General features: G+C 60.7%; 16 protein-coding genes and 1 pseudogene. All 17 read left to right on the plus strand.

Going from position 1 to position 22733, the window contains the following annotated elements; genetic code table 11:
- The 17 genes and pseudogenes from ACLH0J_RS20135 to ACLH0J_RS20215 all read left to right on the plus strand — a co-directional run bounded on the left by ACLH0J_RS20135 (position 1) and on the right by ACLH0J_RS20215 (position 22722).
- Entirely contained in the window at positions 1–999 is a 999-nt protein-coding gene (locus ACLH0J_RS20135) for an acyl-CoA dehydrogenase (RefSeq protein WP_411388691.1), read from the plus strand.
- Positions 996–1754: a PIG-L deacetylase family protein gene (locus ACLH0J_RS20140; protein WP_411388692.1), complete on the plus strand. Its 759-nt coding sequence runs from the start codon at positions 996–998 to the stop codon at positions 1752–1754. The genes ACLH0J_RS20135 and ACLH0J_RS20140 overlap by 4 nt, the downstream gene beginning before the upstream one ends.
- Positions 1751–2350, plus strand: a complete 600-nt coding sequence (locus ACLH0J_RS20145; protein ID WP_411388693.1) for an SAM-dependent methyltransferase — start codon at positions 1751–1753, stop codon at positions 2348–2350. The genes ACLH0J_RS20140 and ACLH0J_RS20145 overlap by 4 nt, the downstream gene beginning before the upstream one ends.
- Positions 2347–3006, plus strand: coding sequence for a glycosyltransferase (locus tag ACLH0J_RS20150; protein ID WP_411388694.1), 660 nt, complete (start codon positions 2347–2349; stop codon positions 3004–3006). The genes ACLH0J_RS20145 and ACLH0J_RS20150 overlap by 4 nt, the downstream gene beginning before the upstream one ends.
- Before the next feature lie 176 nt (positions 3007–3182).
- Positions 3183–3944: a PIG-L deacetylase family protein gene (locus ACLH0J_RS20155; RefSeq protein WP_411388695.1), complete on the plus strand. Its 762-nt coding sequence runs from the start codon at positions 3183–3185 to the stop codon at positions 3942–3944.
- A gap of 251 nt (positions 3945–4195) precedes the next feature.
- A complete protein-coding gene (locus ACLH0J_RS20160; RefSeq protein WP_411388696.1) occupies positions 4196–6760 on the plus strand; it encodes an autotransporter outer membrane beta-barrel domain-containing protein in 2565 nt (854 codons plus the stop codon).
- Positions 6761–6946: 186 nt separating this feature from the next.
- Positions 6947–9106 carry a TonB-dependent siderophore receptor gene (locus ACLH0J_RS20165; RefSeq protein WP_411388697.1) on the plus strand — a complete coding sequence of 720 codons (2160 nt, stop codon included), beginning with the start codon at positions 6947–6949 and terminating at the stop codon, positions 9104–9106.
- A gap of 386 nt (positions 9107–9492) precedes the next feature.
- Complete coding sequence (locus ACLH0J_RS20170) at positions 9493–10311, plus strand: hypothetical protein (protein ID WP_411388698.1); 819 nt, start codon at positions 9493–9495, stop codon at positions 10309–10311.
- Between the two features lie 176 nt (positions 10312–10487).
- Positions 10488–11219: a hypothetical protein gene (locus ACLH0J_RS20175; protein WP_411388699.1), complete on the plus strand. Its 732-nt coding sequence runs from the start codon at positions 10488–10490 to the stop codon at positions 11217–11219.
- Positions 11220–11336: 117 nt separating this feature from the next.
- Positions 11337–12080 (plus strand): hypothetical protein, encoded by a 744-nt coding sequence (locus tag ACLH0J_RS20180; RefSeq protein WP_411388700.1) that lies wholly within the window; start codon positions 11337–11339, stop codon positions 12078–12080.
- Between the two features lie 610 nt (positions 12081–12690).
- A complete protein-coding gene (locus ACLH0J_RS20185; RefSeq protein ID WP_411388701.1) occupies positions 12691–13311 on the plus strand; it encodes a LysE family translocator in 621 nt (206 codons plus the stop codon).
- Positions 13312–13577: 266 nt separating this feature from the next.
- A pseudogene (locus ACLH0J_RS20190) lies at positions 13578–13862 on the plus strand (VOC family protein); the annotation flags it as partial.
- 81 nt (positions 13863–13943) lie between these two features.
- Positions 13944–15335, plus strand: coding sequence for a hypothetical protein (locus ACLH0J_RS20195; protein WP_411388702.1), 1392 nt, complete (start codon positions 13944–13946; stop codon positions 15333–15335).
- A 306-nt stretch (positions 15336–15641) separates the two neighbouring features.
- On the plus strand, positions 15642–16496 hold the full coding sequence (gene dapA, locus ACLH0J_RS20200) for a 4-hydroxy-tetrahydrodipicolinate synthase (RefSeq protein WP_411388703.1): 855 nt from the start codon (positions 15642–15644) through the stop codon (positions 16494–16496).
- 366 nt (positions 16497–16862) lie between these two features.
- On the plus strand, positions 16863–20405 hold the full coding sequence (locus tag ACLH0J_RS20205) for a toxin VasX (RefSeq protein ID WP_411388704.1): 3543 nt from the start codon (positions 16863–16865) through the stop codon (positions 20403–20405).
- Positions 20398–21546 (plus strand): hypothetical protein, encoded by a 1149-nt coding sequence (locus ACLH0J_RS20210; RefSeq protein WP_411388705.1) that lies wholly within the window; start codon positions 20398–20400, stop codon positions 21544–21546. Before ACLH0J_RS20205 ends, ACLH0J_RS20210 begins: the two co-directional genes overlap by 8 nt.
- Before the next feature lie 18 nt (positions 21547–21564).
- Positions 21565–22722 carry a hypothetical protein gene (locus ACLH0J_RS20215; protein WP_411388706.1) on the plus strand — a complete coding sequence of 386 codons (1158 nt, stop codon included), beginning with the start codon at positions 21565–21567 and terminating at the stop codon, positions 22720–22722.
- Positions 22723–22733 lie beyond the last annotated feature (11 nt).

Genomic DNA, 22733 nt, shown 5'->3' on the forward strand with positions numbered 1-22733 from the left:
ATGGCACTGCATGGATTCCTTCAAGGCTACCCAGGCTATGCGGACACGCAGGCCCTGGGCGATGCACTGAAGGCACTTCAGGCACAAGGGCTGGACCAACTGCCGCTGCCCGGCAGCGGTCAGACACTGGTGCGCTGGAGTGGCCTGGCACAAGTCGCCGGCCATGACTTGCGCTTGTGCAAATTATTCGAAGGCCACACCGACGCCTTGGCGATCATCGCCGAACTCGATGCCCCGCTGCCGCCCCTGGGCAGCACTTGGGGCATGTGGGCGGCGGAGCCACCGAATGCCAAAGTGCGGGTATATCGGGAGGGCCATCGCCTGCGGTTGGAGGGCCGCAAGGCCTGGTGTTCCGGCGCGGCGGTGGTCAGTCATGGGCTGTTGACGGCCTGGGATGAACAGGGCCAGCAACAATTGGTGGCGGTGCAGATGGATCAGCCGCACGTCACCGTGACCGATGAGGGGTGGAATGCGCTGGGCATGGCCGCCACGGGCAGCGTCGAGGTGCTGTTCGACGGTGCCGTGGGCATTGCCGTTGGCAGCCCCGGTGACTACCTGGCCCGTCCTGGGTTCTGGCAAGGCGGCATTGGCATCGCCGCCTGCTGGTATGGCGCCGCGCAACGCCTGGCCGAAGTGCTGCGCGAGCACTGCCGCAGACACACCGACCCCCATGCCTTCGCCCACCTCGGTGCCGTCGACAGCGCCTTGAACAGTGCCGCCTGCGTGTTGCGGGCCAGCGCGGAACAGGTCGACCGCGAGCCCCAAGCCGACGCCCGCCAATTGGCTCAGCAAGCCCGCGCCTCTATCGAAGACACGGTGGAGCAGGTGATGCGCCACGTCGGCCGCGCCGTGGGCGCGGGGCCTTATTGCAAGGACCCGCATTTCGCCCAGTTGATCGCCGACCTGCCGGTGTACATGCGCCAGAGTCATGCCGAACGCGATCTGGCCGCCCTCGGCGAACAGATCGCCGGCGCGCCCACAGGCAGGTGGGACTTATGAAAGCCAATCCGATCGTGGGCCAGGGGACGCCGCTGCATCGCTGGCAAGCGTCATCGCAGATGGCCGGGCTGCCGCTGATCAGCGTCGACACCTTGGTCCCCGAGGGCCACCGCGCGGTGATCATTGCCCCCCATCCGGATGACGAAGTGCTCGGCTGCGGCGGCCTGCTGCAAGGGTTGGCGGCATTGGGCCGGCCCGTGCAACTGATTTCCGTCACCGACGGCAGCGCCAGCCACCCAGGCTCAAGCCGCTGGCCGGTGGAGCGCTTGCGCGGGGTCCGCCCTCAGGAATCGGCCCAGGCCCTGCAACGCCTGGGCTTGTCGCTGCACAGCCTGCAATGGCTGCGGGCCGGTTTCGCCGACAGTCAGGTGGCGGCCAGGGAGGACGAGTTGGTCGGGTTTATCCGGCAGCACCTCAACCCCACGGACGTGGTGTTCACCACCTGGTGTGAAGACGGCCATTGCGACCATGAGGCGGTCGGCCGCGCCAGCGCCCAGGCGGCACTCGCGGTGGGTGCGACGCTGTATGAATTGCCGGTCTGGACCTGGCACTGGGCCGCCCCCGAGGACAGCCGCGTGCCGTGGCACCGCGCCCACAAGATCCCGCTGAGCGGCGAAGCCATCGCCCGCAAGCGTCACGCTATCCAGGCGTTTGCCAGCCAACTGGAGGGCGACCCACAGATCGACCTGCCCCCGGTGCTGGCACCCTACGTGGTGGAGCGCCTGTTGCAACCTTTTGAAGTGGTATTCCTATGAGTGTGGCGACCCCGTATTTCGACCGATTGTTTGCCGATAGCGACGACCCCTGGGCCTTTCGCCAACGCTGGTACGAGCGACGCAAACGCGCCCTGACCCTGGCGATGCTGACCCGTCCCCGCTACGCCTCGATCTTCGAACCCGGTTGCGCCAATGGCGAACTGAGTGCCGAACTGGCGCCACGTTGCGATCGTCTGGTGTGTGGCGACACCGCCTCAGCCGCCGTCGCCCTGGCGCGCGGGCGCTTGCTGGGGTTTCCCCATGCCCAGGTCCGGCAAAGCCGCGTGCCCGAGCAATGGCCGACGGGGCAGTTCGAGCTGATTGTCCTGAGCGAGCTGTGCTATTACCTCGACGCCGACGACCTGCGCCGCGTGATTGATCGCGCCCTCGCCTGTCTGAGCGCCGATGGTCAAGTGCTGGCCTGCCATTGGCGCCCCGCCATCGAAGGTTGCCCGCAGACTGCCGAACAGGTGCACGCCGCACTGCATAAACGCTTGAACATGCACCGGGTGGCCAGTCACCACGAGACCGATTTCCTCCTTGACCTGTGGAGCCGTGAAGGCGCCTCGGTCGCCAGCCTCGAGGGCCTGCGATGATCGGCATTCTGATCCCGGTGCATAACGAAGAGGCATTGCTGGGCGACTGCCTGGAAGCGGCGCTGGTTGCCGCCAGCCATCCGGGGTTGGCCGGCGAACCGGTGCAAATCCTGACCGTGCTCGACAGTTGCAGTGACGGCAGTGCGGCGATTGCCGAGGCTTTCCCGATCCAGCGCCTGGACGTGCAGGCGCGCAATGTCGGCCACGTACGCGGCGTGGGCGCACGCCACCTGCTCAACCAGCGCAGCCGCTGGATCTCGTGCACCGATGCCGACAGCCGTGTCGCCCCCGATTGGCTGGTGGCGCAACTGGCGCTGGGCACCGAGGTGGTGTGCGGCACCGTGACCGTGGATGCCTGGAGCGAAGGCTTCGACCCGGCAGCACAAATCCGCTACCACCAGGCCTACCAGGCCCGCGACAATCATCGGCATGTCCACGGCGCCAACCTGGGGATCAGTGCCGGCGCCTATGTACGATCCGGCGGGTTCGAACCGCTGGCCTGTCATGAAGATGTGCAACTGGTACGCAACCTCGAGCGCTGCGGCGCCTCCATCGCCTGGAGCCATGCCCCGCAGGTCATCACCAGCGCGCGCCTGGAGTCCCGTGCCCAGGGTGGGTTTGGTGATTATTTGAAGCGCCTGATGCTCGCCACGTAAAAAAACCCACGACAGAACGGGTAAGCGCGCATTCCTTGTCTATGCTGAGAACGCCTTGCTGGTCATCCAGGGTTGGAAGGCCAGGCAGCCATCACGGCGGAGTCTGTGGTGGATAAACGCGCGTCGTCCCGACAACGGGGCACGACCCCGCATCAATCGACAAGGATGTGTCACCCATGAAGCTTGCGTCGTTAGGCGACGGTCGTCGCGGCCCCGCCCAAATCTGGAACAGCGCGCCACAGTTGGCGCAAATCCCGCCTATCTCCCCGACCTCGCTGGTCACGCCAGGCGCGCGCGTGGTGATCGTCGCGCCCCACCCCGGCGACGAAGTGCTGGCCTGTGGCGGTTTATTGCAATCGCTCAGCACCTTGGAGCACCCGCTGCAACTGATCTCCATCACTGATGGCAGCGCAAGCCACCCTGGCTCCGATGTCTGGCCGGCCAGGCGCCTGAGCGTGATACGCCCCCAGGAAAGCGCCGAAGCGTTGCGCCGTCTGGGCATGCCCCTGCACAGCCTGAAGTGGATTCGCGGCGGCTTTTGCGACGACGCCCTGGCCGCCAGCGAAGCGCAATTGAGCCAATTCATCGCGCGTTATCTGCAACCGGGCGATGTGGTGTTTTCCACCTGGCGCAACGACGGCAACGATGATCACGACACCGTCGGCCGCGCCAGCGCCAAGGCCTGCAGCCTGGTGGGTGCGCGGCTGTATGAGCTGCCGATCTGGGCCTGGCATTGGCCCGCCCGCGACGGCGCGATGATCCCCTGGCATCGGGCACGCAAGGTACGCCTGGACACCTGGCGCGTGGCGCGCAAACTCCACGCCGCCCATGCCTATGCCAGCCAGTTGGCGGGTGACCCACAGATCGGCCTGGCGCCGATGCTGGCCCAGGTGCTGCTGGAGCGCATGCGCGAGCCTTACGAGATCGTCTTCGTGTAGGTATCCACTCGTCTGTACCTGTTATTTCTGACAGTAGCGCATTGGTCGAGGGCCGACTAAGGTGCAAAAAAGCCCTGCACAGCTTGAGGTGCAGTCGAGAAAGCCATGCCAACCCTTTGCATTGGCCGATGTTTTCAGCTTCAGGTAACCCGCTGTCCCTGATCCGTATCGCGTTCGTCGTTGTCATGGTCTGAACCCTGCCTGTTTCCCCCGTGCCGGGAGAGCCAGGCCGAGTTGAACGAGGACGGATCATGAACACACGACTCCCCCCCTTGGCCTGCCTCAGCGCCGCGATTGCCGCAACGTCATGGTTGGCGTGCGTGCCCGAGCGGGCAACTGCCTGCCCGTTGACGATCACCGCGGGCGACGACGTGATCGAATGCACCAGCGACGCCGCAGGCACCCTGGTCGACCTGCAAGGCAACAACAGCCTGATCTTCCCGTCCGGCAACGGCAGCGTGCAGGGCGTGACCTACGGTGCCGGCAATGACTTGATCGAGATGAACACCGCGGATGCCGTGATCGGCGCAGGCGGGGTCAACATGGGCGATGGCGCGAATATCTTTCGGCTGTTTCAAGGACAGGTCAACGGCCCGGTCACGCAGGGCGCCGGTACCGACGTCGTGCAAATCAGCGGCGGGCAAGCCGGCAGCATCAGCCAGGGCAACGGCATCGACAGGTTCGCCATGAGCGCAGGTACCATCGCGTCGCTGGCGCAAGGCGATGGCATCGACATCTTCGCCATGAGCGGCGGCACCATCACCGGCGCCTTCGAGGACGGCGACGAGGCGCTGATGAGCGGCGGCAGCATCGGCCGTGTCGACATGAAGCTCGACAACAACCTGTTCGACATGCGCGGCGGCACCATCGTCAACAATCTGGTCACCGGCTTTGGCGACGACACCATCCTGGTGTCGGGCTCCAGTTATATCGGCGGCAATATCAGCACCAGCGGCGGCGTAGACATCATTACCATCAGCGGCGGTACGGTGAATGGGCAGATTCTGGCCAGTTTCGGTAATGACGCCTTCAGTTGGATCGGCGGCGGCCGGATCAATTCTGCCGTGCTGTTGGCCGGCGATAACGACACCGCGCTGTTGCAGAACCTGACCGAAGCCATTGTCGCGCCCACGCCCGTGGTGGACGGTGGCGTCGGCACCGACACGCTGACCTTCGATAACACCCAGGTCGGCACGCCGGGGCGCTACGTGAACTGGGAAAACGTACGGCTGGACAACAACTCGCAACTGAGCCTCGGCGGCACCTTCACCCTGGGCGATACCGGCACGGGCACCGGGACCATGACGATCTTTGGCAGCAGTGCCTTACTGGTCAGCACCGGCGTCATCACGCCCTTTACCGCCGGCCTGCTGACCACCCTGGACAACCGCGGCTTGATCGACATGACCACTGGCAGTTCCAGCGCCACCGACACCCTGACGGTCAACGGCAACTACACAGCCACCGGCGGCCAGTTCGCGTTGCAAAGCGTGTTGGGCGACGACAGTTCGCCCAGCGACAAACTGATCATCAGCCAGGGCACCCTCAGTGGCACCACCGCCCTCAGCGTCACCAACCTCGGCGGTGCCGGCGCGGCGACTCTGCAGGACGGCATCCAGGTGGTGCAGGCCCTCAACGGTGCCTCCGGCAGTGGCAGCGCGTTTTCCCTCGCGGGCCCGGTGTCGGCCGGCGCGTTTGACTATCGTTTGTTCAAGGGCGGCGTCACCGCCGGTACGGAAGAAAACTACTACCTGCGCTCGACCATCCCAGTGGTTCCGCCCGGCCCGGTGATCATCGTGCCCTTACCCACGCCGGTTCCCGGAGATCCACCGCTGCCACCCAATCCCGGCGACACCCCGATCCCTATCTACCGTAAAGAGGTGCCGATTTACGCGGCGTTGTTTCCGGCGGCCGATCAGGTCGTGCGCGGCATGCTGGGCACCTATCACGAGCGCCTGGGGGATCAGCGCCAGCAGCAATCCGGCGCGGCCCCGGCGGGCTGGGGCCGCGTGTATGGCAGCAGCAGCCGCCAGAGTTTCGCTGGGACGGTCAGCCCGACGCTGGACAGTTCAGTGACGGGCTTCCAGGTGGGCAGCGATGTCTATGTCGACACCAACGACAATGGCCAGACCCTGCGCGCCGGGCTCTTTGTCGGCCACAGCAGGCTCAAAGGCAACGTCAAGGGCTTCAACGGTGGCTGGCAAGATCTCGACGCCGGCAAAACCACCCTGCGCGGTGACAGCCTGGGGGGCTACTTGACGCTGATCGACGCCAACCAGGCTTACTTGGACCTGGTATTGATGGGCACCCGCTTCGATGGCAACAACGAGTCGGACCGTGGCGTGAAGATGAACACCCGCGGGCACAACGTTACGGCCTCCGCCGAAGTCGGCTGGCCGTTCCCCGTGGTCGATCAGTGGGTGGTGGAACCCCAGGCGCAACTGATCGTGGGCAAGACCCGATTGGATAAACAAAACGACGGCATTTCCGATGTCTCGTACGACGCCGACACCAGCGTCACCACGCGCCTGGGTGTGCGCCTGCGCGGTGAATACAGCGTCAGCGGCATGCCCTTCGAGCCCTACGTGCGGGCGAACGTCTGGCACACCAAGGACGGCGACAACAGCGTCATCTATAACCATGCCACGCGCATCGACACCGAGCAGAAAGCCACCACCGCAGAGCTCAACCTGGGCGCCACGTTACAGGTGGCCAACGGGGTGAGCGTGTATGGCGAAGTGAGCTACAACCGCAATCTGGACAGCAATGCGGTTAACGGGCGTGAAGGCACGCTGGGTGTGAGGGTGTCGTTCTAGATTCGGGCTCCGCGACGTACACACTGAGCAAGGGGTGGACAAGCGCCCCCCTTGCGCACGTGAAAAAACCGTTAAGCAATTCTCCCCAAAGCCTTTTTCACAGGGAAACCTTCTGTCACACTATCGAGAATGATTATCAACAGCTTTATTATTCGCCGCAGAGGGCGTTCAGGGAGAGTCAGGTTCATGTCTGTGCAACCACACGGCAGCAACGGTTTTTCACTCAATTTGATGGCCATGGCCATCTGTCTTGCCACCTCACCAACGGCCTTCGCCGACGAGGCTGAGGCGCCTTCCACCCCGCTGGAACTGGGGGCTACCGAAATCAGTGGGCAGCAGCAACTGGGTACGACCACCGAAGGCACTCAGTCCTATACCACCGGTGCGATGGCCACCGCGACCAAACTCCCGCTCACCCTGCGCGAGACCCCGCAGGCCGTTACCGTGATTACACGCCAGCGTATGGACGACCAGGCGATGACCAGCATCAACGACGTGGTCAACGCCACGCCCGGCCTGTTCCTCAACTTCTCCAGCGGGCCTGGCCGGCAGTCCTACACCTCGCGCGGTTTCAACATCGACAACCTCATGTATGACGGCATCCCCAGCGGCTACAGCGGGGCTTCGGTGGGCGCACAGCCGAACCTGGCGATGTTTGATCGCGTGGAGGTGGTGCGCGGCGCCACCGGCCTAGTCACCGGCTCGGGCAACCCTTCGGCCGCCATCAACCTGATCCGCAAGCGGCCGCTGGACGAGCAGAAAGTCACCCTCACCGGCGCCGCCGGCAGTTGGGACGACTACCGCGGCGAACTCGACGCCTCCAGCCCGCTCAATGACAGCGGCACCCTGCGCGGCCGGGTCGTCACCTCCTACCGCGACGCCAACAGTTTTATCGACAACGTCGAGGAGTATCACGGCCTGTTCTATGCCGTCACCGAAGCCGACCTGAGCGAAGACACCACCCTGACCCTGGGTTTCTCGAACCAGAAGGACAAGACCAATTACTTCTGGGGTTCGTCGTTGATCGGCCAGGATGGCCATCACCTGAACCTGCCGCGCTCCTACAACCCCGGCACCGATTGGGAGAACAAGGACCAGGAGATCAACACGGTCTTCGCCGAATTGCGTCAGCGCCTGGCCAACGACTGGAGCCTTCAGGTCAATGCCAACTACGCCGAACAGAACGCACTGTTTTCCGGTTCCTACCAGTCGCGCTGGGTCAACAACACACTGGCGCGTACGGTCTACCAGGCCGCCTACGACGAAAACCAGACGGGCATCGACGCTTTTGCCAGCGGGCCGTTCCAGGCATTCGGACGTACCCACGAACTGGTGGTGGGCGCCAGCAAGCGTATCTACGACATGACCACCCACAGCTACAGCCCCTACGACATGGACTGGCCGCTCACCTCGGGCAAACCGAACTTCGTCCACACCACCGACGGCCGCACAGTCACCACCCAGGACGGTGTCTACATCACCACGCGCCTGAGCCTGGCCGACCCGCTGAAGCTGATCCTCGGCGGGCGTCTGGACTGGTACGACTACGACAACCGCGATGGCAGCGGCGACTACAAGGTCACGCGTAACCTCACGCGCTACGCCGGCCTGATCTACGAGATCGACGACCATCACTCGGTCTATGTCAGCTACAGCGATATCTTTACGCCGCAAAGTTCCAAGGACATCTCCGGCACCCCGGTCAAGCCCATCGTCGGCAAAAACTACGAGGTCGGCATCAAGGGCGAATACCTGGGCGGCGCGCTGAATGCCAGCATGGCGCTGTTCCGTATCGACCAGGAAAACCGCGCCGTGCAGGTGTACGTGCCGAACTGCCCGCAAACCTCTTGCTATGAGGGCTCCGGCGAAATCCGCAGCCAGGGTGTCGACTTTGAACTGCAAGGCGCCTTGACCGAAAACTGGCAGGTCGGCGGTGGCTATACCTACGCGCGTACCCACACCATCAAGGACGACGCCAACCCGCAGAAGGTCAATAAGCAGTTCGACACGGATACGCCGGAACACCTGTTCAAGCTGACCACCCGCTACAACTTCCAGGGCCCGCTCGAAAGGCTGCGCGTAGGTGGCAACATCTCCTGGCAGAGCCGCATGTACAACGACATCGCCCTGGCCGATGGCAGCACCTATAGGCTCAAACAAGGCGCCTACGCCGTCACCGACCTGATGGCCGGCTACAAGGTCAACGACCACCTCGACCTGCAACTCAACGCCAACAACATCTTCGACCGCCGCTATTACTCAGCCATCGCCAACTCCGCGAGCTATGGCGGCGACAGCTACGGTAACCCGCGCAATATGATGCTGACCGCCAAGTACAGCTTCTGATCGTCCGTGCTTTTTCGGCTGCCCGTTCGGGTAGCCGTTCTTAAAATCCCACTCAAGACGCCACAACGGGACTTGCTCCAGGCCAGGCTCAGGGCGTACGGATGAATACCCGACTACCCGCGTTTTGCGCCGTGGCGAACGATCAGATCAACGGACGCTACGGTAACAATACTTAGGCATCAGTAAATTAGACGCTAGACTACCGAAGCAAGTTGAAAAATAGCTTGACGATACAAACTAACAAAGCGCGTTTTGATTCGGAATCAATGGGCAGCCGTTGTAAACCATGCTAATTGGCGAATGCAGGGCTGCCCAGGAATGTATCTAACTTCGTCATTTAGCATGCGAGCACTTTTTCTATGAACGGATGCAGAGGAAGTTTTGCAATGACTGACACAAACATCAAGTATCTCGGTCATGACTTTATTGAATTATCTGAAGTCGAGTCCGCCAGGGACACCTTATTATCCAGCGACATGTTCAAGCACTCTCCGCGCATGAGTCGTTTGCTGAGTTATCTGGTCGAGCAGGCCATCCTGGAATCCGTCAGGGATACCAGCGAATACGCAATCGGCATCGGTGTGTTTGACCGTGACCCGCAGTCGTACAGCACCGGCGAAGACCCGGTGGTACGCGTTCAAGTGGGACGCTTGCGAGCAAAATTAAAAAATTACTACACCACGTATGGATGTAACGCCAAGATCAACATCGTGATCCCCCTGGGGTGTTACATGCCGACCTTCCATCGTCGCCCGATCAATGCCAGAGGGGCTCAACGCACCGGTGCTTTCTGTATCAGCCCATTCAAATGCCTGTCTTCGCAGGCGGGCTGGGTGTGTTTTACCGAAGGACTGCATGAAGAACTGACCCATCATTTATACAAAAACCTGGGACGAAAAATAATTGTCGAACACGCCGATACGTGCAAAGCCTATCCCCCCGAAAAAACAACCGCCGCTTTTCCAAGTGACGGTATTGGTTTGCGTCTGGAAGGCAGTGTTCATGTCGATTCAGAGCGCATCAGAACCTCCGTACGCCTGATCGACGTAACCACCGGTTATGTCGCCTGGTCGGAACAATTCAATCGAGCCGCCTATACCGCCATCGCCCACCAACAGGAACTGGCGTCGTCTATTTGTTATGCCCTGCAAGGTTTTCTTTCTATAGACAGTGGTGTAACACCCGCTCATGCGCTGGCGACATGATGCTGACGCCGCGTTACAGTAACGATACTTATGACTGCGACCCCAAGCCTCTACGCTCTTAACCGAGTCACCGGAATTCGCAAGTAACTAACGAAACTTCCGGCGATTCAAATAGCCAGTCGCGTGGACAGAACGGCTGACAAACTTTAATGCGTTAAGGATTAACAGGTGAAAAAATGACTACGTTCACTATAGAGTTTGACTTTAATTCGGCCGATCAAAAGGCTGTACTCAGTGCGTTACAGGCTCAGGGTTATAACCTGCTGGCCTATAAGGGCGCGGTAGGTCCCAACCAGCTCACAGCCGGCGTGCCGACCTGGTTCTCTGTACCGTTCGGTACCATGTTCGGGTTGGTCGACGTTGATTACGAGCCGAAGTACAAGCTGTACGTCACCACTCAAGGCAACATCGCGGCCGATACGACGATCCAGATGCAGTCCATTTCCACCGCTTTGTCCCTGGGCAGTGCGCAAACCTTCAATTCCGACGGCAGCTTTGTTTCGGGCGGGGTAGCCAATGTGCCAGTCGACAGCCTGGGGCTGTTCAATAATCGTCCCGCCGGTACCCCACCCCTGACTGTTGGCCTTGCCGGCCTTGTCAACACGCCATCGGGGGGCGCCCAGTACCTGCCGTTCTGCGCGTTTACCCTGAACCCTCAGGGTTCAATCATGATGAAACCGCTGGAAACCATCTTGTTGGTCGCTGCCCAGCAAAACCTGAAGTCGGGGAACGTTCAGGCCAGCGTCTCGGCACCTGGCTGCACCTTCGCGTTTTCCGCCAACACCATCGAATACGACCTGCAAGTGCTGCCAAGCACGTTTGCGATCACCAATCAGGTCGGCAAACCTTCGGTGTCGCCGGTCAGTTCGGGTTCGACCATTGGCACCATTGTTAACTCGGGCAGTTGACCGGGTTTTACCCAGGGGTATCGCACCCGTCTCCGCCTTGGCGGAAACGGGTGTTCTTTATTTGCGCAGAGGTGTCCTGTGTCTCAATACAGGTCGTGGATTTTCGTGTGCGCAGGCTTGGCAGCGGGTCTGTTCGCCCAGATAGGCCAAGCGGGCACGTTACAATTGACCCTCTATCTGGATATCGATGCCAGGCAATTTCTGAATGCCAGTCATCAATCAATTCTCATCGTTGTGCCCAACCCCGCCTCCGAAGCTGACAATACCGTGGTCGCTTTGACCTTGCCGCCTCCTATCGCAGACTCGATGAAGCTGATCATTGAACCGGACAGCAGTCTCTATATCGCCAATGGCACCGTTACTTCCGTCGAAGTCATTAACATGGGCCTTATAACTCCGGTGCTCTATGGCAACGCCTATAGCTTCAACGGTGTGCAAATCAATGGAGACGGCAAAGGCAAGGACGGGACGATTGGTATCTATTACGAAGCCCCTTCCCACTCGCAACCGCTGATCACGGGACTGGCTTTATATATGTACGACAGCGCATCCGGCAAACCCTCAGCACCGTCGCCGATCAACAGTTTTACCCTCAACCGTTTTCAATCTCGCTATATATCGCAGCCTGCATCGGTCATATGGGTATTGGTCGGCAGCGATATCGACAACGGCAGTGTAATACCAACCGGGCTGTTCAAATCCGCAGCCTCTTATTCAACGTATTCCACTACCTCGCCGGGAACACGTTCGACGTTTCAACTCAGCCGCTACCTTGAAGTGACGTTCAATGCACAGAACCAGGCGAGCATTCATTTCGACACCTGCGTCAATGCATTCGTACCGGGCCCCTACCCCAACTAGAACGCTACGGTAACGATACTTACCGAGCGCGTCTCACTCACTTTAATCTCGAACAGTGGGTTGTGAATCGGTGGAAGTCGATACACGTGCCAGACAGCCGATCAAACGACCCACTTCTCAATGACGTGTAAAGGATGGATGCCAACATGACGGAAGTATATAGCTCTGCCACAGGAACGGTCGTTGCAAACGGCGGCCCCTATGTAAGCGTAGGCCTGCATCTGTGGGATGTTCCAAACTGCCTTCCCTTGAACGGACCTCAAGTCAATGAACGTTACCTCTTGAGAGACGGTAATACTCGACCGCAGATTTCAGTGATCTGCATTGCACAGGGTACGCCTGGAATCCAGACGGCGAGCTTCAGAGAGGTGTAGCAATACAGGGGCGCGCCTGGCTTGCGTTGCCCCTTCCTCCGGCACTCACGCACCGCTACGAACGTGTGCGCAACCGCTCAAGCACCTCATTTCGCAAGCTGCATGACCGCACCCGGTAACAACAGCTTCGCCCCATCGACCACCCGTTGACAGTCAGCCCCACACGCCCACATTGTCCAACGCCCCCCGCCGCCCTTATCCTCACCCCTCCCCACTGCCGCGATCCCGGAGCCGCCATGGACCTCGCCACCCTCGCCCTCTTCCTCCCCGCCTGCTTCGCCCTGAACATGGCGCCAGGCCCGAACAACCTGCTCTCCGTGAGCAACGCCACCCGCTACGGCTACCGCGCGTCCTGCCTCGCCGGCATCGGCCGCTTGCTGGCCTTCGCCGGAATGATCGCCCTCGCCTCCGCAGGCCTGGCGGTGGTGCTGCAAACGTCGGAGTTGTTGTTCTACGGGATCAAGGTTCTGGGGGCGGCCTATCTGGTTTATCTGGCGGTTCAGCTGTGGCGCGCCGATCCGCAGGCGGAGGCTGAATCGACAGCGGCGAAAGTCGGGTTGTGGGCGTTGGCGCGTCAGGAGTTTCTGGTGGCGGCGGGCAACCCGAAAGCCATCCTGATCTTCACCGCCTTCCTCCCGCAATTCGTGGTGCCCGGTGAACCGATCACTCCCCAGTTCGCCTTGCTGGGTGCGATGTTCCTGGTGCTGGAGTGGATCGCCATCAGTGCCTATGCCTATATGGGCCTGCACATGCGCCGCTGGTTCGCCGAGCCGCGTGGCAAACGGTTGTTCAATCGCTGTTGCGCGGGGCTGTTGTCGGCGGCGGCGTCGGTGTTGTTGATGGCGCGCAGGGCTTGAGGGAATGCCCATGACCAGGACCGAACTGTGCGCCAGTTACCGAGGCTACATCGACTGCCTCAACCCGCAGGACGGGGACCGTCTTGAGCACTTCATGCACCCGGACGTGACCCATAACGCCAATCCGCTGGGCCTGGAAGGCTACCGCGCCATGGGCGATCGAACAGCAGCTTGGCGTCTAGACTCCATACACACCGTCACACATGGAGACCGACCATGCCCCGCAAAAACACCCTCTGCCTCTGGTACAACGGCACCGCCGAGGAGGCGGCCCGACCTTCCCCCACACCGAAGCGTTTTCCTTCCAGGTGGCCACCGATGACCAGGCGGAAACCGACCGTTACTGGGACGTCATCATCGGCAATGGTGGCCAGGCCAGCGCCTGCGGCTGGTGCAAGGACAAGTGGGGACTGTCGTGGCAGATCACGCCTCGGGTATTGGCGGATGCCATATCCAACCCCGACCCGGTGATCGCCAAGCGTGCCTTCAACGCGATGATGACCATGAGCAAAATCGACATTGCCGCCATTGAGGCCGCCGTGAAGGGATAAACGTCTCGTGATGATGCCCCTAAAGATTCATCTCCTCGTGCCGTCACCCTGACATACCCGAATGGACTCAATGAGGCTCTTGTGCGCGTTTTAACTTCCCTTTTGCTTGCCGGTGGCATTGCCACCCTGTCCGGTTGCGCCACCCAGGCCAACAGAGTCGATCAAATGATTGCCGGCACGCTGGCCCAGCCGCTGGTAGAAAACAGCATCGTGCGCGAAGGCGACTTGCTCAGTTTCGAGCTGCTGATGCCCGAATCCACCGGCGGCGTGCGACGCACCATGCAGTTCGAGGCGGCGTGTTCTTCCGCGCAGTTGCACCTGTTGTACCTCGACGGTGCCCAGCGGGTGTACCCGTTGAAAGCCGGGCGCTATACCGAAGCGCGCAAGATGTCTGCCGAGCTCTACACCAAGCTCGCTGCCAACCCGACGTTCGTGCGCGCCTGTGCCGACACGCCCAAGCCTGACTGGCGCCTGGTCAAGACCGACGACCGGGGCAACTGGGTGCTGATCGACGCTGCCAGCGTCAAGACCGTAAAGGATGAAACCCGTTTCTGGGCCGCCTTCGACAACCCGACGGTGCTCAACGACCTGCCCTACGACGCGCCCTACGCGCAAAAACGCGAGCACTTTGCCGTGTCCTGCGCGAGCGGCACCTACCAGGAGTTGGCCGGTTACGATCTGGATGTGCGCAACCGCGTGAGTGACGGCCGGGTCGACAGCTTCCCGACGCCGCGCAACATCGTCGGCAGCGACGGCGACTATGCGCTGCTGTTCAATCAGGTGTGTGCCACCCCGGAAAAAATCGCGGCACTGCCGGTGTTCAAGCCACGCTTGAAAGCCCCCCCGACCATCGCCCTGACCTCCGTGCAGCCTCAGGTGCTCGCCGCGCTCGCGCCGTTCAGCCAGGACAAGCCGGCGCGCACACTCAAGTACCTGCACCTCTCGGGCACCGCGACCATGAAAGGTAAGACCAGCAACGAGGTCAGCGAGCAGTTCATCAGCCCCGATGCGGCCAGCGGTCAACTGTCGATCGCCCACCGCGGCGACGGCTACGAGTCGCAATCGGTGAGCTGGCGCAACCTGATCCAGTTGGTGTCGAAATCCACTTTCGGCGGCGCAGGCATGGCTCAAAGCACAACGCTGACCCAGTTGAGCCTCACCGGTAACTGGAAAGCCCTGCCGGTGGGCGACACTGTGGTCTACCAGCTCAACCGCTCGACGCTCAATAGCCTGGCCGGCAGTTATAACCAAGAGCTGATCACGCGCTGCGTGGTCGAGCGCCAATTGCAGGCCAGCGAACTCAACCCCAACCTGCTGGGCAGCGCCAAGGCCCTGTCGTGCCGCACCGACGACGACAAGTACAAGCGGGTCAACCACCTGTACTACCTGACCGACTACGCGTACTTCCTCGAGTCGAGCACGGACAAGAACGAGTTTTTCTATTCCGATACGCGCATCGACCGATTTGAATAAACCCATCGGATAAACACACCGTTGACACATCCTGTAATCTTCGCTGAAGATGGAAACCTTCTTCAGGGTGTGTCAACCAATGTCCGCAATGTCCTCCGTTAACCTCTTCGTCATTGGCTTGCTTGCCAAGGCGCCAGGTTGCGTTGCGCACGCCCTCAAATCGAAGAAACAGTCGCTCATGTGACCGGGGCGCGCTGTCCCGTCAGATGAGCTGACAGGACATTGAGCGCGACGGACTCCCCCCTTGCACAATTCCCCATGCCCTTCTGACGGTGACTCAAACGGTCAATCATCAGGAGAAAGTGCATGTCCTCGTTTCAAGGTATCTGGGTTCCCGTGGTCACGCCGTTTCATGACGGCGCCATCGACTTTATCGGCCTGCGCCGGCTGGTCAGCCACCTGCTGGAAAAGCACGTGGCCGGGATCATGGTGTGCACCACTACCGGCGAAGCGGCATCGCTCAGCCGTCTGGAACAACTGGCGGTATTGGATGCGGTGTTGCAACAGGTACCTGCGCACCGTGTGGTGATGGGTCTGGCGGGCAACAATCAGATCGAACTGCTGCAGTTCCAGGCCGAGGTCCTCAAACGCCCGGTGGCCGGCCTGCTGGTGCCAGCGCCGAGTTACATCCGCCCTTCCCAGGCCGGCCTTGAAGCGTTCTTTCGCAGCGTAGCCGATGCGTCCAGTGCGCCGATCATTCTCTACGACATTCCCTATCGCACCGGCGTGACCTTCGAGCAGACCACCCTGTTGAATATCGTCGCCCACGAACGGATCGTGGCGATCAAGGACTGCGGCGGCAACCTGGCCAATACCCTGGCGCTACTGGCCAGTGGCGCGGTGGATGTGTTGTGTGGCGAGGATATCCAGATCTTCAACGCCCTGTGCCTGGGTGCCAGCGGGGCAATTGCGGCCTCGGCCCATGTGCGCACCGAGCAGTTTGTGGCGCTGTGGCAGCAGGTGCGGGACAACCAGTTGACGGAGGCCCGGGCAACGTTCATGGGCTTGATGCCGCTGATCAATACGCTGTTCATGGAACCCAACCCGGCGCCAGTGAAAGCCGCGCTGGCGATGGAGGGCGTGATCGGCAGTGAGCTGCGCGCGCCGATGCAACAGGCCGGTGAGGCCGTTTTGGCCCGTTTGAAGGCGATTCTTGACTGACCCGAGAGCCTTATGGCTGTGCCAGGCGGGCTTGCTGTGGCGAGCGGGCCCACATGGCAAAAAGTTGCACAGTAAAAAGCTGAAAATCCACCCCTAAATCCTCTACAGCCCTTGTTTTACAAGGGCTTCAGCCAAGTGCGCAAGAAGTTGCACAGCACTGTGCAACTTCTTGCGCACTTTTTCCCCGTTTCGCCTCCAAAAAAGCTGTTCTGCCCGCCTAATCGTCACTAAGCCACTGTTCTATATAGAAATTATTTAATTGGCATGCGGTTTGAATCGAAGACGCCCCCCAACGGTGCACTTCGCCCTCTGGGCGCCTTCATTTTTCAAGCAAGAACGGGCCGAAAGCCTGCCAAGGAACCCGGTATGAAAAAAAACCCCAACCACGTCAATGCAAGCCGCGATGACGCCAAAAGCTCCATGGCCACCTGCCCGCTGATGAAAAGCACGATGCAGTTGGTGCCCCTGAGCTATGGCCTGGTCGATGACCCTGCCCTGGACCCTTCGAGTGAAATTCCCGTCCCTTACCCACTCGCCACTCGCCCGCTCGGCATTCGTCTGCTGCGCAATGGTTGGCTCTATGTGATCGACGCGCAAAAGGGCGAACTCTCGGAATACCGCGTCCTCGATGGCGTGGTCAGCGCGATGCTCTGGCAGGGCACGGACGTCCACAGTGATCGGCGCGAAACGCCCATCAACAAACCGGTGTTGATCTATCCCGCGCGCGCTGAGCTGTATGTCTGCTACTCCGAAATACCGTGGACCGCAAAAAAGTGCCGCCAGGTCCTCAACAGCCCATCCGAGCGCGACTACTTCATGCAGGCCGTCGATCTGGGCCAGGCCGATTGTGAAACCGGCGGGCCCGGTTTATTGACGCCCTACCAGGCCGAGCGCTGGTTGGCCGAGGTCGCCTCCAGCGGCGATGACGACGCCGATTCCGACAATGAACACACCCCGTATGCGTGGGAAATGCCTGCACGTTTTCGTGAAATTTCGATGCGCCACCTCAGCAATTGCGTCGAGGTGGGGTACCACTATGACGTCATGTATGTGCTGGTGAAGGATGATATTGGCGTGCTGCGCGACCTCGCCAACTACCAGGATCAGGTCGCCGAGTGGATCGACGCGTGGGCCAACGGCGGATCGCAAGCACGCGGCAACGAACGTGACTACCTGCTGGCCTGCTATATCGAATCGCTGACCCAATTGACCCAGGCGGATATCGGCGGACTGGCCGATGCCAGTAACCACCCGGCCATCAAGCGCATGCTCGGCGACCTGGAGGCCATGCCGGCGCCGCAGCAAGGTACGACGCGCCAGGCTCTGGTCGACTACCTCAACAAAGGCGGATTGCCTACACCGCCGAAGGGCAGTCCCGTGCCGCGAGAACTGGCGCGCTTGCACAAGGAGGCCCTGGAAGACGCGCTGTACATGGTCCGTTACCAGGGGGCCTCTGCAGACTACGCCGCCGCGACTCACGACATCGAAGACACGGATCGGCGCTATTACACCCGGGAACACTTCAAGACGTCGCCCCAGGACTTCGTCGAGGAACATTTCGAGGCCCTGATCAAGCTTGGTAAAGAGCAGGACCGCCGCATCAAGGAGGCCCTCAATGGCGCAAAGATGGGCCAACGCGGCATCAATGACCTGATCGACCGTGAGGCGATGGACAACGCACTGCTCGCTCACCGCCAATCGCTCAAGCGTTGGCACACCCTGCTCGACCACATCACGGCGGATCGCACGACGCTGTTTTGCGCCGGACTTTTCCATAAAAGCGCGTGGTACTACGACCCCCAGGATGACAGACAGATCGGCCAGGGTTTTACGACCGAATACGCCTGCCTGAAGGACATTTGCCGAAGCGACGAAGCCTGCGAGCGGGTGCTCACGTACCTGGAGAAAGAGCCGCAATTCAGCCGCCCCCTGTTTTACACGCTGCCCTACAGCGAACAGACCACGCTGTGGGCGCAGTATGCATTCGTGCCGGCGGCGGGCATGACGCTGTTCAACAACATGCCCGAGCTTTTGAAAAAACTTCAGGACCTCGAGAACAACCGGTTACCGGCCCTCGACAGGCTCCCGGACGACACCCGCGCGGTTGCCGACGCCACCCAACAGACCATGACCCCGGCGCTCAATCGCGGCCTGGAAAAAGCCCTGGCGGACTTTGATCAGGTGTTCAAGGGCCAGCCGATGCCGACGCTCGATCAGCTCTTCAGTCGCTTGCCCAAGGCCTTGCTGATCCGCATTCTGGACGCGGCGAAGCACGAGGGCGTGACCTTTACCTTTGCATCGGCGGACGAGAAGGACTCACTCCGGCGCGAACTCCGGGACTGGTTCAGAGAACAGGACTATCTGCAAAGGCTCAAGCGCGAACGGGTCTGGTCAAAACAGACAGCGGGCCACAAATCGCCCAGAGCGCGAGAGCTTCAGGTTGAAATCGCGAACACCCGCTATCGACTGGGCATCGCCGAAGCGCGCCTGGCCAACGCACTCAGCCCGATTGGCGACTTGCCGGACAACCATGTCCAGTTTTTCGGGGCCACGCCCGCGCGGGCGGGGATAACGGTGGTCTTTGCGCCGGCGGGCCGGCAGGAAATAGCCGGGTTGATGAGGAACTTTCGCGAGGGGGTGAAGGCGGCGCCACTACCGAATCGGTTGGGGGATGGGGCGGCGTTGTTAGTGTTTGTGGTGCAGGCGTTGAATCTCGCCCAGGTATATGCAGAGACTTTTTCGGCAAGTAAAAACCCACGAACTTGGCGACCCTTTGCAAGTGCGGTGATGGCTACGGGTGCTGCCGGTTTTGCTGCGGCGCAAGGTGTATTCGATACGGCGCTGACTGCTCGCATCTCAGTGTTGGCCAAAGGGTTGCAGAATCACGCCGTCGCCCATGTGCATGTGCAAATGGGCAAGTTGCACATCGGTTTGGGACTGATGACTTATGCATTGGGAACAATCTCTGCTGGTACCAGCCTCAACAGTTATCAAGCCAACTGGGAGCAAGCCGTCCGCAGGGGCAACGATGGGGCTCAGGCCGGGGCGATCATGTCGATGGCCGGTTCAGGCGGTTTGCTGGCAAGCAATCTGTATGGCCTCGGTCATACGCTCTACGCGACGTCTATCGTATTTTTGGCCAAGCAAGGGCCCGCCAGAACCGCCGCATGGGCCGCCGCCGGGGTGCGCCTCTCAAGCGTTTTTTTCCGTGTAAACCTGGCTGGCGCGCTGTTTACGGCGTTGGAGTTGGGCGGCAACTATCTCTACAACCACTACAACACCAGTGCCCATGACCAATGGCTACAAAGCACGCCATGGGGACGGGACGCGAGCAAACGAAAATCCTTGAGCCTGGCTGACTACCAAAACACCTTGATCACGATCATGCAGGCACCCTCCGTGCAGGTCGGCCCTGTCGAACACGACACCTGGTGGAAAGACCTGCTGCTGGAAGCCAAGGTCGGTGATATGCATTTGCTGTTGCCCGGGCTGGATATCGGCGCATTTACGCCACCGATGGGCGGCAGGCCCAGCCATCGGTTGAGCATTGCTGCGTACCGCATCAACACGATTCGCAAGGAAAGAGGGCTACCCCACGAACGCTGGGAAATACTCAGCGAGGCCGTCGAGACCCGGCTACGTCGCGTCGATGGCCATCAGATAATTCTCTGCATCGGCTACCCCGTGCCCGATGAACCGATACCAAACAGGTCCCGCGAAGAGCTGATGCTGGTGGTGGTCATTCAAAGCCCCAACGCCAACGGGCAGTTGCATCAGCGAACGTACTCTCTCCGCTTTGAGCCAAGGGGTAGCGGCGCCTTCCCGCCAGTTGATCAGGACCCCCTTCTCCCCCACGCACCGCTGCTGCAGATAGAACCCTTGATGCTGGAGTTGATTTCGCATGACTGATAAACAACCGATCGATCCAGTGGCAACGAAGGTGTACCGCGCAGGAGACATCGAGTCGTTTCCCTCTGGCTACACGACGTACCTGGCACCGCTACCGCTGCCGACAGAGACATCGCCCTATAGTCCCTACGTGAGCGATCTCAATGACACGTACCTGGACTTTGGCGGCGGCAGCCCCCAAGTATTTTCCTGGCAAATGACATTGGGGGGGCCTTTTAACGCTGCGGTCTTCGTACTTCTGGGTGGCCCAGTTATCGGCGCTCTTCTTGGGGCAAGCTTCGGTTATGAGTGGGCTGATATTTGGGATTCAATGCAAGGCATCTTTTTAGATGCTTATGAAATTGTCTTCTGGATGTCTTTGTGCAACCTGGGCGTAGGCCTCGGGGTATGGCTCCATGTCCACAGCCTATACACCGAAGTCATCCCCACCCGCTTCAACCGCCAACGCCGCGAAGTCTGCTTCATGCCCCAGGGCGCACAAGCCCCCCTGTTCGTCCCCTGGGAATCCCTCTGCGCCTGGGTCGTCCAGGCGCAAGGCGGCTCACAGTATGGCGTAACTCGCCAATACGGCATGGGCATGGGCTTTTATCACGAAGGGGAACTGGTCCGCGTTGAGTTCATGTGTGCCGGAATGCCGCTGGCGATTGCCCACTGGGAAGCCGTGCGCGCCTACATGGAGTACGAAGTCCACGACCTCAAGAGCATCCAGGACCCGCTGGACCTGCAAGGCCCAAACGATCCGCCCCATGAAGGCCTGCACACCTTCCGCAACGCCCGCGCGCGCCTGCACCGGCGGATTCGCGAAAAGGAAGTCGGCTGGGTGTATGGTTTTTTCTGGTACCTCTACCACGTCATGACCTTCTGGACCTTGCCCAACCGCCTGGTCGAATGGGAAGTCAAACGCATCGCCAAGGTCGGCCGCAAAAAATTGCCGGAGGCCATGCGAGCCTGGTCGGAGTCGATTCCTGAGGAGCAGTGGGCCAAGCCCAGTGAGGCATTGATTCGGTTGGGGCAGCGCGTCAAAGAACTCAGGCAACGCAGGCCGCAGCGCTCGATCACCGACATTTTTGCCGAGGTTTACCGACACGAACATGAACCGGCGGGTGGCTCTGAACGCAAGTTCAAGCGGTGGCGTAAATGATGCTGGAGTTGATTTCGCATGGCTAAACCTCTCGACACACAACCGACCGATCCGGCGGCAACGAAGGCGTACCGCGCAGGAGATATCGAAACGTTTCCTTCTGGCTACACGACGTACCTGGCACCGCTACCGCTGCCGACAGAAGCAACACCACACAGTCCTTACGTGAGCGATCTCAACGACACGTACCTGGACTTTGGCGGCGGCACCCCCCAAGTATTTTCCTGGCAGATGACATTGGGGGGGCCTTTTACCGCTGCGGTCTTAGCACTTTTGGGTGGCCCGATTGTTATTGCTTTGTTTGGTGCAGGCTTCGGATATGGATGGGTTGATATCTGGGATGCGATGCAAGGCGTATTTTTAGAGGCTTATGAAATTGTCTTCTGGTCATCTTTGTGCAATCTGGCCGTCGGCCTCGGGGTATGGATCAACAAACACAGCCAATACACCGAAGTCATCCCCACCCGCTTCAACCGCCAACGCCGCGAAGTCTGCTTCATGCCCCAGGGCGCACAAGCCCCCCTGTTCGTCCCCTGGGAATCCCTCTGCGCCTGGGTCGTCCAGGCGCAAGGCGGCTCACAGTATGGCGTGACTCGCCAGTACGGCATGGGCATGGGCTTTTATCACGAAGGGGAACTGGTGCGCGTTGAGTTCATGTGTGCCGGAATGCCGCTGGCGATTGCCCACTGGGAAGCCGTGCGCGCCTACATGGAGTACGAAGTCCACGACCTCAAGAGCATCCAGGACCCGCTGGACCTGCAAGGCCCAAACGATCCGCCCCATGAAGGCCTGCACACCTTCCGCAACGCCCGCGCGCGCCTGCACCGGCGGATTCGCGAAAAGGAAGTCGGCTGGGTGTATGGTTTTTTCTGGTACCTCTACCACGTCATGACCTTCTGGACCTTGCCCAACCGCCTGGTCGAATGGGAAGTCAAACGCATCGCCAAGGTCGGCCGCAAAAAATTGCCGGAGGCCATGCGAGCCTGGTCGGAGTCGATTCCTGAGGAGCAGTGGGCCAAGCCCAGTGAGGCATTGATTCGGTTGGGGCAGCGCGTCAAAGAACTCAGGCAACGCAGGCCGCAGCGCGCGATCACCGACATTTTTGCCGAGGTTTACCGACACGAACATGAACCGGCGGGTGGCTCTGAACGCAAGTTCAAGCGGTGGCGTAAATGATGCTGGAGTTG

The sequence above is a fragment of the Pseudomonas sp. MPB23 genome, assembly GCF_046605395.1.
Taxonomy (GTDB): Bacteria; Pseudomonadota; Gammaproteobacteria; order Pseudomonadales; family Pseudomonadaceae; genus Aquipseudomonas.